General features: G+C 61.0%; 10 protein-coding genes. 2 read left to right on the forward strand and 8 right to left on the reverse strand.

Annotated elements, in window-relative coordinates:
* Positions 1 to 3,426 carry an ATP-dependent helicase gene (locus ACED87_RS04295; protein WP_449083700.1) on the reverse strand — a complete coding sequence of 1,142 codons (3,426 nt, stop codon included), beginning with the start codon at positions 3,424 to 3,426 and terminating at the stop codon, positions 1 to 3.
* Positions 3,427 to 3,564: 138 nt separating this feature from the next.
* Here ACED87_RS04295 and ACED87_RS04300 point away from each other — a divergent pair, with 138 nt between their 5' ends.
* A complete protein-coding gene (locus tag ACED87_RS04300) occupies positions 3,565 to 4,251 on the forward strand; it encodes an exonuclease domain-containing protein (protein ID WP_449083702.1) in 687 nt (228 codons plus the stop codon).
* A 79-nt stretch (positions 4,252 to 4,330) separates the two neighbouring features.
* Positions 4,331 to 5,671, forward strand: a complete 1,341-nt coding sequence (locus tag ACED87_RS04305; RefSeq protein ID WP_449083704.1) for a threonine/serine ThrE exporter family protein — start codon at positions 4,331 to 4,333, stop codon at positions 5,669 to 5,671.
* Between the two features lie 118 nt (positions 5,672 to 5,789).
* Here the strand turns inward: ACED87_RS04305 and hemL are convergent, their stop codons facing one another.
* From hemL to hemG, 7 genes are all read right to left on the reverse strand, one after another.
* Positions 5,790 to 7,115, reverse strand: a complete 1,326-nt coding sequence (hemL, locus tag ACED87_RS04310; protein WP_449089633.1) for a glutamate-1-semialdehyde 2,1-aminomutase — start codon at positions 7,113 to 7,115, stop codon at positions 5,790 to 5,792.
* Positions 7,116 to 7,119: 4 nt separating this feature from the next.
* Positions 7,120 to 8,127, reverse strand: a complete 1,008-nt coding sequence (gene hemB / locus ACED87_RS04315) for a porphobilinogen synthase (protein ID WP_449083707.1) — start codon at positions 8,125 to 8,127, stop codon at positions 7,120 to 7,122.
* 34 nt (positions 8,128 to 8,161) lie between these two features.
* A complete protein-coding gene (locus ACED87_RS04320) occupies positions 8,162 to 9,019 on the reverse strand; it encodes a uroporphyrinogen-III synthase (protein ID WP_449089634.1) in 858 nt (285 codons plus the stop codon).
* Positions 9,020 to 9,023: 4 nt separating this feature from the next.
* Positions 9,024 to 10,031, reverse strand: coding sequence for a hydroxymethylbilane synthase (gene hemC, locus ACED87_RS04325; RefSeq protein WP_449089635.1), 1,008 nt, complete (start codon positions 10,029 to 10,031; stop codon positions 9,024 to 9,026).
* A gap of 13 nt (positions 10,032 to 10,044) precedes the next feature.
* Positions 10,045 to 11,340, reverse strand: coding sequence for a ferrochelatase (locus tag ACED87_RS04330; protein WP_449083713.1), 1,296 nt, complete (start codon positions 11,338 to 11,340; stop codon positions 10,045 to 10,047).
* A complete protein-coding gene (gene hemQ / locus ACED87_RS04335) occupies positions 11,340 to 12,074 on the reverse strand; it encodes a hydrogen peroxide-dependent heme synthase (RefSeq protein ID WP_449083772.1) in 735 nt (244 codons plus the stop codon). Before hemQ ends, ACED87_RS04330 begins: the two co-directional genes overlap by 1 nt.
* Before the next feature lie 213 nt (positions 12,075 to 12,287).
* On the reverse strand, positions 12,288 to 13,796 hold the full coding sequence (hemG, locus tag ACED87_RS04340) for a protoporphyrinogen oxidase (RefSeq protein WP_449083715.1): 1,509 nt from the start codon (positions 13,794 to 13,796) through the stop codon (positions 12,288 to 12,290).
* Between the last annotated feature and the right edge of the window lie 6 nt (positions 13,797 to 13,802).

Raw genomic sequence — 13,802 nt, forward strand, 5'->3', positions numbered from 1 at the left:
TTACTGGGCGGGGCGGACGGTGATAGCTCGGCCTCGTGAGCAGATGGGGCAAATATCGGGCAGAGCACACCCGACCCCAAAGGCACCACCTGCCGTATGCCGAGCTTGCAGGTGCTCCCCCGCAATGAGTTCAGCAGCCCGGTTAATCAGCTCAACAGCCCAGGTGCTCTCAGCACTCAGGGGGGCCTGTTCCTGCTCTGAATAGCTCTTGGTGGATCCACCCACCTGTAGGAGCAGGGCACCACCGGAGAGTTCATGAAGCCCATCAAGTACCGGCACCTGGGGCGGGTGAGGCTTCTTCACTTCCCCTTGGCCCTCTTGGTGAAGGGCCTCATAGTCTAGGGCTTGTTTCATAAGGGCCCCGGCCCCAGCTTCCAGGGCAACCTGGTAGGCAGCGAGCTGGGGATGCTGTTCAAGGTCGGCTTGAGTGGGCTTACTCTTACCGGTTTTGAGGTCAATGATGATGAACCGCCCCACCTGGTCTACCTCAATTCGGTCTACTCGACCTGAGAGGAGGGCGTCCTTGGCTGGGCCTGGCACCAGCACACTAAAGGACCCTTCAACCCCGACCAAGGACCGCCCTTTACCTTTGAGGTCACGCACATAGTCGGCAAACTTTTGAATCATTTTCTCGGCCCGCTCGATAGTCTTCTGGGTCTCCCAGGTATCGGGTAGGCCAAGTTGCGGTAGGCGGCGGTGCAGTTCATCGCGCAGGTCGGTGCCCTTGCCTTCAGGCATATCTTCACAAATAGCGTGAATCAGTGTACCCAGTGACCGGGAGGCATCAGTTGCAGCTTCGGCGCGAGAAGCTGCAACGAACCAGTCCAAGGGTGAGCGGTGAATCTTTTCGATCTGAGAGGGCGAGACCGGGATAGGCCCTTGCCCCTCAAAGGCCGGAGCCTGAGACGAGAGCGGCAACAGACCCCACCAGGAGCTGGGGTGAGCACCAGGCAGGCTCAGATGTGAGGTTTGGCCCGGGTCGGCAAGGCGCCCCAGTAGGCGGGCGGCGGCGTCCGCCTTCTGCGGTGAAAGATGTTGAGCTTCTGCCCACTGTCGCAGCTCAGCGATCAGCGAGCGCAGGGTCATGGGGCGGCGTACTTCTGTGAGGGGGCGCTCCCCGCCGGGGGCAGGGGCGAAGATGTCAAGGAGTTCGCTGGGGGCCTGGTCGGTAGATGAAACAGCGGTGCAGACTACTCGGGTGCGGGCGCGGGAGGTGGCGGTGGCGAACATGCGGAACTCATCGAAGCGGTTAGCGCGTAGGCGTTCTAGCAGAGAGTAGCCGGTGGCGCTGCGAGTATTTTGGCTGTTGCTTGGTAGGCGCCCGGTGATAGCGTCCACCAAGTCTAGGGTGCCGAGCAGGGAGCCGCGGACGGTGGTGTTAGGCCAGGTGCCATCTTGTAGGCCGGCGATGTAGACGGTGTCCCATTCTCTGCCTGCGGCTAGGGCGGGGGTCATGATTTCTACGGCGTCCCGGTAGTTGGTGCGTTCTGCCAGGGTGTCCATGGGTAGGTCTTGGGCGTCGATGTAGGCCAAGAATTGTTCGGCGGTGGCTCCTGGCATTTGGTCGGTGTAGCGCTCTGCTGCTTCAAATAGGCCGATCATGGCGTCGATGTCTCGCCCGGCGCGGTCAGCTCCTGCACCCCCTGAGAGGGATTGGGATTTCCAGAGGGGGGCTAGTTCTGAGGCTTCCCAGAGGGCCCAGAGCACGGTTTCTGCGGTGGCTCCGGGCTGGTCGAGTGCTTTGTCTCCGGCGGTGAGTACTCGGCCTAGGCGGCGGGCGGCGGCGCTGCTTTCTCCGGTGGGCAGTAGTTGGGGGGTGATGAGGGCTTCAACGAGCAGGGCGTCGCTGTCTCGGGTTCCTCCGGCTCGGAGTTCTTCAGCGCGCAGGCGCTGGCGTAGGCGGCGTACATCCATGGTGGAGGCCCCGCCCAAGCGGGAGGTGAGTAGGGAAACTGCGGTCTCAGCGCCCAGCCCCCAGGTGCTTGTCTCCTGGTCGCTGGCTCGTAGGCGGCGGGTGTGCAGGATCAGCCCTAGGGCGTCGAGGAAGGGGCGCACGGCGGGCTCGTCACGGACAGGGGTGATAGAGGCTGCTGTTTGTACGGGTAGGCCCAGGTTGATGAGGGCTCGTTTGAGCCGGGTGACGTCTGAGCCGTTGCGCACGATAATGGCGTTGCGGCGGTAGGCCCTGCCCCGGTAGAGGTGGTCTTCCAGGATCATTTGAGCTAGTAGCTGGTTCTCCTGTTGGGGGGTTTCTACGAGCAGGCCCAGCACCTCTGCCTCTGCGCCTTCTGCTTTGTGGGGGTTGAGCAGGGCGCCGTCGTCTCCCAGGGGCAGTAGGGCTTCTTCGCTGGGTTCGTGCGGGGCGGGGGTCAGGAGGCGGTGGTGGGCTGCCCGGGGCACAGCGGGCAGGCGGGAGGCTAGTTCTGCCCAGCGGGCGGCGATAACCGGTGCCATGCGCCAACTGGTGGTTAGGTTCTTGGTGATGAGAGTGGGGAAGATATCGGGCAGGCTGGTAGCAAGGTGGGGGCTAGCGCCACGGAAGCCCTGCACGACGGTGTCTGTGCAGCAGGTGATAATGCTGGCTGGGCCTTGTGAGAGAAGGCCCTCTAGGTTTGAGGTTTCTTCTGCGCTCTGGAGGGTGAGGGAGTTGCTGGCTGTGGTTTTTAGGTATTCTGCTGACCTGCCGATGAGAACGGCCAGTAGCCGGTAGATGGAGGGGGTAAGTTCTTGGACGTCGTCGATGAGTACCAGATCGAAGCGGGCCCGTTCGGCTCTGAGTAAATCTGGGTGGGCTAGTAGGGTTTTGGTGGCCTCGTGGATGAGGGCGGCGGGGTCAAAGGCGTGGGGTGCGCGTAGGGCTCGCACTTGACGGTATTCGGTGTAGAGCCTAGCTAGGGCCTGCCATTCGGGGCGGTTATGGGCTTGGGCTAGGTCGGCAACTGCTGAGGCGGTGAGGTCGTATTCGGCTATGCGGTCGAAGAAGTCTCGCACTTCATGGCGAAAGCCGCGGGTTTCTATGGCTTGGTCTAGGTCGTTGGGCCAGAGGATGCTAGAGCCGTGGCCCTTGTGGTGCCCATCGAGTAGTTCTTTGATCAGGACGTCCTGCTCAGGGCCAGAGAGCAGTTTGGGGGTGAAATCTAGGTGGGGTAGGTAGCCTTCTAGGTGGGCTCGTCTGAGCAGGTCAAAGGCGTAGGCTTGCCAGGCGCGCACCGGGGCGGTTGAGACGGTTGCGGTGATGCGGGCTGAGAGTGCTTGGCGGAAACGGGTTGCGCTGATGCGAGATGGGGTCAGGACCAGGAGCCGGGCGGGGTCGCTACCCTGTTCGATAAAGTGGGTGGCTGCTGTGAGTAGGGCCTGGGTTTTACCGCTGCCGGGTGCGCCTAAGAGCAAGGTGTGGCTCTGGGTGTCTGTCTGCTCCTGTGCCATGGTGCACTCCCCATCGTGTGTGTTCAAGGTTCTGCCTGTGTTTCATAGTCCATCATAGGTGGCTGACATTTTAAGAGCCTGAGCGCCACTTGTCTCAAATATTATTGTGCCGCCGGTTCTATGGCTACTATCGAAGGTATGACTTCATGGACCGAGCTTCCCCGTGCTACTTTCGACCTCGAAACCACCGGCATAGACCCTAAAACTGCCCGCATCGTCACAGCCTCCTTGGTCTTGGTTTCTCCGGACGGTGAGGTCTTGCGTGCCGGTGAGTGGTTAGCTGACCCTGGGGTTGAGATCCCGGAGCAGGCCTCCGCTATTCACGGTATCACCACCGAGTACGCCCGGGAGCACGGTAAGCCTGCCCAGCAGGTAGCCTACGAACTTGCCATGGCTCTAGGTGGGCTCTTTGCTGATGGTGTGCCGGTGATTGCTTTTAACGCTGCCTACGATTTTTCGGTGCTGCATTTTGAGTTGGCTCGCCATGGTTTCCCGCCTCTGAGCTGCTACCCGGTGCTTGACCCCTTGGTCATTAATAAGCATGTGCATAAGTTTAAGAAGGGTAAGCGCACCCTTGAGGTGCTTTCTAGCGAATACGGTGTGGAGCTAGAGAACGCCCACACATCTAAGGACGATGCTCTGGCCGCTGAGCGTCTACTGACGGCTATGAGCTTGGAGTACGAAGAGATCGAGCAGCCTGCTACTGCCTTGCACCAGCAGCAGATAAGATGGGCGGCTGAGCAGGCCGCTGAGTTGCAGGACTACTTCAATCGCATTGGCAAGCAGGCAGATATCAGTGGGGAATGGCCGGTTCGCACCAGCTAGAGTAGCTGCTAGTTCCTTTTTCTGCCCCACCTCTATTAGATTAGAGAACGGCAGATACATTTCAAGCACAAGGACGATCGTGAACGAGCCCGCCCCGCCCACTAATAGCATCTATCTTGGCTCTACTCGTGCCCAGCACCAACAGCTGGTGGACCAGTCAGCAGTTGTGCTGAAGTTGGGGCTGCTTCTGATGAAATCTGGTGCTAGCGCCTACCGTGTGAAGGTTTCTATGGCCCGGTTGGCTAAGGCAGTGGGCCTTGATGAGCACCATGCTCAGGTGCATTTTACGGAAGTTTCGACTACTGCTTATACGCAGGGAAATTTTCGTACTGAGATCGCGGAGACCCGTATTAAGGGTATTTCTGCCTACAAGATTGATTTGCTCTCTGATTTTGTCTCGTCTTTGCCTGAGCGGATTGACCCAGCCCAGGCTTCTGCCGCTTTGACGCAGATTGAGAAAGCCAAGCCCCTCTACGCTCCGTGGCTTTTGGCTCTGGCTGCTGCCTGCGCTTGTGCGGCCTTTGCCTTTTTGAATCGTGGGGGCGTTATTGAATGTTCTGTGGTTTTGTTGGCTGCTTTTGCGGGCCAGTTCTTGCGTTCTACGCTGGCTCACCGGGGCCTGAACCACATGGTGGTGTGGATGCTGTGTGGCTTCTTATCAGCAGGTATCTATGTTGGTGTTATTAATTCTTTGGTAGCGGCTGAGCTTGTTGCTGATAACCACTTGGTGGGTTTCATTTCGTCGGTCTTGTACCTGGTGCCGGGGTTCCCGCTGGTGACGGGTATGTTAGAGATTTCCCGTATGGATTTCGGGTCGGGTATTGCCCGGCTGGCCTATGTGGCGGTGCTCTTAGCTAGTGCGTCTTTTGCTGTCTGGCTCACGTCTTTTGTTTTTTCTCTTCCTCTGGAACAGGCCCCGGTGCCGCAGATAGCCTCTGGCCTTTTGCTGGGTTTGTGGGTGCTGTCCTCTTTTACCGCCGCTTTTGGTTTTGCCATGCTCTTTTCGGCTACCCCTGCCTCTTGCATGTGGGCTGGTGCTATTGCGGCTGTGGTGAACCCTGGGCGTTTGCTGCTGGTGGAGCACGGTTGGGCCCCGCACCTGGCGATTGCTCTTGCTGCCTTGAGTGCCGGGGTGGGTGCGGAGCTGGTGGCCATGGCGTTGAAGCACCGTATCTCTCGGGTGTCTTTGGCGGTTCCTGCCACGGTGACGATGATTCCCGGTGTCATGTTTTATATGTCCATGGCGCATTTTTCGAATGGGAATGTTGCAGAGGCTTTGGCTATTTTTGTTCAGGTTCTGCTGATTTTTGCGGCCCTGGGCATGGGCTTGGCTCTTTCTCGTTTGCTGATGGATAAAGATTGGCTCTATGACCGTGATACTCAGGTTCTTTCCTCCCTCTCTCAGGGCCGGTTGAGGTAAGGACGCCGCCTAAAAGCTAGGTGCCCCACCCTCCTTCACGGGAGGGTGGGGCACCTTTTTGTTAGGGCCTTAGGCTTATCTGCTAGCTGGTGGACAACCGGGATAGGCTAGGTGGGCCTTAGGCTTCTGCCTGGGCTGCTGCGCTAGCGGCATCGGGTAGGGCTGAGATGATGCGGTCCATGGCTGCGTCATCGTGGGCTGCTGAGAGGAACCAGGCCTCAAAGGCGCTAGGGGGCAGGTAGATGCCGGAGTTCAGCATGGAGTGGAAGAAGGCATTGTAGCGGTAGGTTTCTGATGCCTTAATATCCTCGTAGTTGTGCACGCCCTTCTCTGCGGTGCCAAAGGCCAGGGAGAAGAGGTTACCTGCTCTTTGGATGGAGTGGTTGACCCCGGCTGCGGTCAGGGCTTCGGTCAGGGCAGCCTGTAGCTGGTTTGAGCGGGCATCGATGCTCTGGTAGACGGTGGCATCTGCGGCCTTGAGGGTGGCTAGGCCAGCAGCCATAGCGATGGGGTTACCAGAGAGAGTTCCTGCCTGGTAGACCGGGCCCAGCGGAGCAAGGTACTCCATAATCTCGCGCTTACCGCCCAGGGCCGCCATGGGCATCCCCCCGCCAATGACCTTGCCGAAGGTGAAAATGTCCGGGGCCCAGTTGCCTTCTGCCGGGGCGCTGTAGCCCCAGTAGCCTGCCGGTGAGACGCGGAAGCCGGTCAGCACTTCATCAAAAATCATGAGGGCACCTTCTGCCCGGGTAATCTCGCGTAAGAAGGCGTTGAAGCCTTCTGCCGGGGTCACAACACCCATGTTGCAGGGGGCGGCTTCGGTGATGATGGCGGCAATGTCGCCGGGGTTGGCGGCAAAAGCTGCGCGGACGGCGTCCTCATCGTTATAGGGCAGCACGATAGTTTCAGCGGCAGTAGCTGCGGTGACGCCCGCAGAGCCGGGTAAGGCCAGGGTGGCAACACCGGAGCCAGCTTCTGAGAGCAGGGCATCAACGTGGCCGTGGTAGCAGCCAGCAAATTTAATGATTTTGTCGCGGCCAGTGTAGCCGCGGGCTAGACGGATGGCGGTCATGGTCGCCTCAGTGCCCGTAGAAACCATACGAATCTGGTCAATGGTTCCAGGGAAGACGGCATTGATACGGTCAACCACAAGTTCAGCTAGCTCAGTTTCCGCGGCAGTCGAAGCGCCAAAGGACAGGCCGTGTTCCACCGCCGCATGTACGGCTTCAATGACGCCGGTGTGCTTGTGCCCCAGCAGGGCAGGGCCCCAAGAGCAGACTAGATCGACGTAGTTGTGGCCATCAGCGTCCGTCAGGTAGGGGCCGGATGCTTCTACCATGAAGGCAGGAGTGCCGCCAACGGAGTTGAAGGCACGCACCGGCGAGTTAACACCGCCAGGGATGACGCGGGTAGAGCGGGCAAAGAGGTCTTCTGAGACAGTCACAGGGTTACCTTTCGTTCAGCCAGGTGGCAGCTTCGGTAGCGTAGTAGGTCAAGATGATGGAGGCACCTGCCCGGCGGATACCCATGAGCGCTTCGAGGGCTACCGCCTTGCGGTCAATCCAACCGGCGGCAGCAGCAGCCTCAATCATGGCGTACTCACCTGAGACATGGTAGGCGGCCACGGGGACAGGCGAGAAATCGGCGACTTCACGCACAATATCAAGGTAGGCGGTGGCAGGCTTGACCATGACCATATCGGCACCCTGCTCAATATCGAGCTGCACCTCGTAGAGGGATTCACGGCGGTTGGCCGGGTCCTGCTGGTAGGTTTTGCGGTCGCCGGTGAAGGTGGAACCAACCGCATCACGGAAGGGCCCAAAGAAGGCTGAGGCGTACTTAGCGGAGTAGGCCATGATAGAAACATCAGTGAAACCTGCCTGGTCAAGGGCCGCACGCAGGGCCCCGATTTGGCCATCCATCATACCGGAGGGGCTAATAGTGTGGGCACCGGCCCTAGCCTGGGAGAGAGCCATCTTGCAGTAGGACTCCACGGCGGCGTCATTATCGACAATGGTGGTGCCGAAGGCGTCCTCGGTCAGGGGGCCGCAGTGGCCGTGGTCGGTAAATTCATCCAGGCAGGTATCGGCCATGATAACCACCGAGTTACCAAAACGCTCTCGCACAGCCCGGATAGCCCGGTTGAGAATGCCCTTATCGTCCCAGGCTGCTGAGCCGGTAGCGTCCTTATCTTCATCGCACGGCACCCCGAAAAGGTCGATACAGCGCACGCCAGCGTCCACGGCTTTCTGCACTTGCTCAAGGACGGTCTCCAGGGTGTGCTGGTACTGGCCGGGCATGGATTCAATGGCCACAGGCTCATCAATCCCATCACGGACGAAGAGCACCTGCACCAGGTTAGCCGGAGTCAGGGAGGTTTCAGCGGTCAGGGCGCGCATGGGGCCGGTGGTACGCAGCCGGCGGGGCCGCACAGGCAGGGCAGAAGGTTCAAACATGGTCTTCCTTGGGCAGGTAGGGGATCTTTACAGCTTAGAGGGCTAAGGCGGCAGCGGCTAGGTCTGCCGGGGCGGGGCTAGCAGCTAGGCTGATGGTGGCAGGGCGCTGCGCCGCAGGGAGGCTACGGGCGGCAGCTTCGGTACTGGCCCCAATGACAACCGTTGGGGGCAAAGGCCGTTCGGCGTCTTCTGCCAGGGTTCTGAGCAGCAGGGGCGAGGTGGCAATCAGGACGTCAGTGCTAGCCAGAGCGGTCACAGCCTCCCCCAGGGTGAGGGTAGAGGCGGTAGAAGTGTTCGCGGCGGTAGAGATTTTCGGGCCGGTAGAGGTTTTCGGATCAGCGGATAGGTGGGCGCTGAGAGGATTTTCTGCCGGGTAGGGCACCATGTCATAGACCGGCAAGGTAGCCACGGTATAACCGTAGTCGGTGAGCCCCTCTTCCAGGGTAGATGAGGCAGTAGTTCCCTGAACAGCCAGAATAGTTTCGCTCATGGGGTCATCCCATTCTTCATCAATGAGCCACTCTTCGACCATACCGGCTGCCGACTGGTTACTGGGCACAAAATCGACCATAAGGCCCCTTTCCATCAGAGCCGCTTCAGTAGCCTGGCCGACAGCAGCAATCTGGGCAGCCCCCAGCAACTCCACCAGGCTTTGCCCTAGCCCCTGAGCCAGGGCTTCAAGCCCTAACACCCCGTTCACCGAAGTGAACGTAACCCAAGAAAATTCTCCACGGATCAGAGCGAAGGCCACTTCCTCCCAGTCATCTGGTGCGCTACCCACAGCCTCAAGGACGGGGGCATAAAGGAAGCGGGCGGTGGCGTCCTTCTCTGCGATGGCGCAGGTGAGGGCAGCAGCCTTAGCCGGGGTACGAGTTATCAGATAGGTGCTCATACGTTTAGGCACCGCCTTTCACATCGGCCAAGGCAGCAGCACCCATAGCCAGTAGGTCATCGGCAGCCTGGGTGCCCAAGAAGGCGGCAGACTCTACCGACAGGGTTTCAGTTTGCACAGTATGCCGCAAGAGCCCAGTACCATCAGGGTGCGCCACAGCAACAGTCAGAACCAGCTGACCGGCCTGCACCTGGGCGTAGGCACCAATGGGGGCGGCGCAGCCTGCTTCAAGACGACGCAGCAAGGCCCGTTCTGCGGTCACAGCAAGCAGGGTTTCGGTGTGGTTGATAGCAGCTACAGCCTGCCCCAGCTCTGAGTCTTCAGCGGCGTCCTCCGAACGGATTTCAAGAGCAAGAGCCCCCTGGCCAGGAGCCGGAACAACCCTCTCAACACTCACATACTCGGTAATAGTTTCGCCAAGCCCCAGGCGGTGTAACCCGGCAGCAGCTAGCACCACAGCATCACAGTCGCCGGTGATAGCACCCAGTTTCTTCTCCCCGTGCAGACCGTGTGCCCCCACCCCGTAGTGTTCGTTGCCGGCAACCCGGGCCAGGCGGGTACCCACGTTGCCGCGAATATCAACCAGGGTAAGATCTGGGCGCAGAGCCAACAGCTGAGCTGCCCGGCGCGGAGAGCCCGTCCCCACCCTAGCCCCAGTAGGCAGAGTATCGAGGGTCAGGCCGTCACGGGCGCAAAGGGCATCCCTCGGGTCCTCCCGCTGCGGGGTTGCAGCCACCGTCAGGCCAGGGCAGGGTGCGCTGGGTAAATCTTTGAGCGAGTGCACAGCCACATCCACTCCCCCATCTAGCAGGCGCGCCCGCAAGGTCGCAGCAAACACACCGGTGCCGCCCAACTGAGACAGGGGGCCAGCGAGCACATCCCCCTCAGTTTTGACGGTAAGAATCTCTAACCCAATCCCGGTGGCCTCACGTATACGCTGCACAGCCCAGTTCGTCTGGGTGGTTGCAAGGGCCGACCCGCGCGTACCTACGGTAAATGTTCGAGCTGCCAAGGGGCGTCCTTTCCTAGAATTCGGCAATCACTGGCTTATCAGTGCCAGGGCGGCGGGGCTTACAACAGTCAGGGTCGCAGGCATCGAACCACCCCGGCCCACCGCAGAGAGACTGGCGGGCTGCTTGCACGCCCTCAAGATCCTGGGCAGGAGCAGTGGAGACCACACGTTCAGCAATGAGCTGGCGCAAGCCCTCAACATAGGCAGGGTGCGTACCAGGGGTGGGAGTGCGTCGTGCGGCTAAGCCCAGGCGCTTGCAGGTATTTAGGGCTTCGGTATCTAAATCCCACACAACTTCCATGTGGTCTGAGACAAAACCCAGGGGCACAAGCACCACACCATCAACAGCGCCTTGAAGTGCTTCCAGGGCATCGTTAACATCTGGTTCCAGCCAGGGCATACTCGGCGGGCCAGAGCGGGACTGGTAGACCAGCTCCCAATCGACCCCATCCAGCACGGTAGGGTCTATAGCCTCTACCCCGGCCAGGACGGCACGGGCTGCCTCCAGGTGCTTTTCCACATAGGCAGAGCCCCCCTCATAGTCAACACCGCCGGGCCCTGCCTCATTGGCGGCACTGGTAGGTATCGAGTGGGTGCAGAACATGATGCGAATTTTTCCCTCCCCCGCAGCCTGCTGCTGAGAGGCGGCAAGCTGGGCGCGCACCTCCGCCAGGCCCTGCACCAGGCCCTCAACAAAGGGAGTGATAAAGCCAGGAGTATCCCAGTAGGGGCGGATCTTATCAATCTGCAGTTTGCCCTCTAACCCCAGCTCGGCCAGGGCCAGACCATAATCTTCACGGTACTGGCGGCAGGACGAATAGCCGGGGTAGGCGCTAGTAGCCAGCACCAGAATCTTCCGCTTGCCCTCATCGTAGGCCTGCTTGACTACATCATTAACGTAGGGCGCCCAGTTGCGATTAGCCCAGGTTATATCAACTGCCGGGCCTTTCTCGGCCATAGCCTGGCGCAAGGCAGTAAGCAGGGCACGGTTTTGGGCGTTGATGGGTGAAACACCACCATTGGCCCGGTAGTGGGTGGCAACTTCTTCCAGGCGCTCATCGGGTATGCCGCGCCCGGCAGTGACGTTGCGTAAGAAGGGGATAACGTCCTCCTGCCCTTCGGGCCCACCAAAGGAGGAGAGAATCACCAGGTCGTAGTCCTGCGGGGCGGAGGCCCGGGGGCGGGTGAGGGTGCGCTCGCTGGTGTAGGTGCCGATGGTGGTCTCATCGAGGGTGGCCGGGCCGTTGGTGGCGGTGTTGGCCGGGTCGGTTTGGTTGGGGATGATGTTCCGGGGCAGGGGTTCTGGCATTAGGCAATCACCTGGGCGACCTGTTCTGCGGGGATGCGGCGGCCGGTGTAGAAGGGAATTTCTTCGCGCACGAAGTGGCGGGCTTCGGTGTTGCGGAAGGAGCGCATGATATCTACTATCAGCACCAGTTCGGGGGCTTCGAGGGCAATGAGCCACTCATAGTCGTTGAGACCGAAGGCGGCAATGGTGTTGGGTAGCACCTGGGGGAAGTCAATGCCCTTGATGCCGTGGTTCTTCATGATTTCGCGGCGCTTTTCGGGGTTGATGGTGTACCAGTCGTAGGAGCGCACGAAGGGGTAGACGCAGACCCATTGTTCAGGGTCGATGCCCTTGGCGAAGCTGGGGGTGTGACCGGCGGAGAATTCGGCGTCGCGGTGTACGCCCATGGTAGACCAGACAATCTTGGTGCCGGAGAGGGCTGTGGTGCGGCGGAAGCTGCGGATAGCGGACTGGAGGTCTTCGGGGACGGCACCGTGGACCCAGACCATCACGTCTGCGTCGTTGCGCATGGCTGAGACGTCGTAGAAGCCGCGGGTGGTGACGCCCTTAGCCTTGAGGTCAGCAACCAGGGTTTCAAGTTCTGCGGTGGCTTCGGCGCTGGTGGCTGCGGGGTCGGCTGCCCCTTGGCGGGCGAAGACGGTGTAGAGGGCGTAGTGGAACTGGCTGTCGCCTTCGGCTACTTCGCCGGGGCGCTGGCCTTGGATACGGCCGGTGGCATCTTTGGCAGTGGGCATGGAGGGGCGGCCACCATGACCATGTGCACTGTGGCTAGCTGCACCGTGGGGGTAGGCGCCGGGGGCAGGCGCTGCGTGGTCAGCTGCGCCGTGGCCTGCGCTGCCGTGGGTGTTGAGGTTGTGGGCCTGTTCTTCGGGGTTACCGTGGTGTGACATGGGGGATACCTTTCGTGGAGGGTGGGGGCGGGTAGTGAATCTGCTGAGTGTGCCTGCTTAGTGAGCTGGAGAGGAGCTGGGCTCCCCGCTGTTTTCCTGTGCCTCACTGTTTTCCTGTGCCTCACTGTTTTTCTGCAGGAAGTCGCCGATGTGCTTCTGGGTATCTACGGTGACAGCGGCTAGGCCGGTCCCGGCGATCCAGGCGCCAACCGCAGTGGCTGCAGGCAGTTGGGTAAGAGCTGCCCGGAAGGCGGTGACGCGGCTCTTGTGCCCTGGGGTGGTGGAGGGCATGGCGCTTTGCCAGCGCACTACATCCGCTGCCACCAGGTGCTCTTCGCTAATGGGTACACCCAGCAGGTGGGCTGCATCATGCAGGGCCAGGGTGACTAGTTGATCATCGTGCAGGGCCAGCTCTGACAGGGGTGAGGTGTCGTGTTCCTTGCCGCGCCCGTAGGAGAGGCGCACCACGTGGCGTCCTTCTCCTGCTTCGTCGGCGACCCAGGCCCATTTGGCGGTGGCGTGGGTCAGGGCCTTGGCGCGGACGCCGGTGGCAGCTTCACTCACAAGCAGGCCGGTGCCGCGCGGGGCGGCATCGAGTGCCGGCTGGTCAAGCACCAGGGATACGAGGGCAACTTCGGGGCCGGGGGCGACAGCGGGCAGGGCGGAGGCCGGTAAGTGGGGGCCTAGCAGGCGGATGGAGGTCTGGGCGTCGGTGGCAATGACCAGCAGTTCGCCGCGGATAATGGCTGATTTTTCGCCGTATTCGGGCTGGCGTTGGATGGCGGTCCAGCCGCCTGAGACGGGGTCCCGGTCAACGGCGATGGTGTCGAATCCGCTGACGATGCGCACCCGCTGGCGCAGTAGGTCATCGACCAGGGCCTTGGAGAGCTGGTTCATGCCGCCTTCGATTCCGGCGACCTGGGAACCGGCCGGTGAGGCTGCCCGCATGCGGGCGCTCGCTGCGGTGAGGGAGCCGAGTTCTTGTAGGCCGGTGAGCAGGCCGGGGGCGATGGTAGCTACTTCTAGCTGGTCGGGGTGAACAGAGTGCACCCCGGAGACCACGGGAGCAACGAGCTGGTCTAGGACCTGCTGCCCTAGTCGGACCCGCACCAGTTCGCCGAGGGTGGTGGCGTTGGCCCCTACTGAGCGGGGTAGCATGGCGTCAAGCTTGGCCCGGTGGTAGCCTGCCCGGCCGAGGATTTGTTTGAGGGTTGGGTCTTCAAGATTACCGGGAATGCCCATCACACCGGTGGAGGGTGAGGGGAAGGGGCCGGTGGGTAGGTAGAGCCAGGAGCCTAGCGGTTGGGGGGTGACGATGCGTTCTGCTAGTCCTAGGTCGGTCAGGAGGTTGCGCACCGCATCGGTGCGGGTGGCGAAGGATTCAGCGCCGGAGTCCAGAACTAGCCCAGCTAGCTGGTGGGCGCCTACGGCACCTCCTAGGTGGTCTTCTCGCTCAACTAGGGTAACTTTTTTCCCGGCGCGGGCCAGTTCGCGGGCTGCGAGTAGGCCTGAGATACCGCCGCCAATGACCAGGGCGGTGTTTCGTAGGTGCTGGTTTGGTGCCATGGGCTT

Source organism: Rothia sp. 32237D007AR (genome assembly GCF_053544675.1).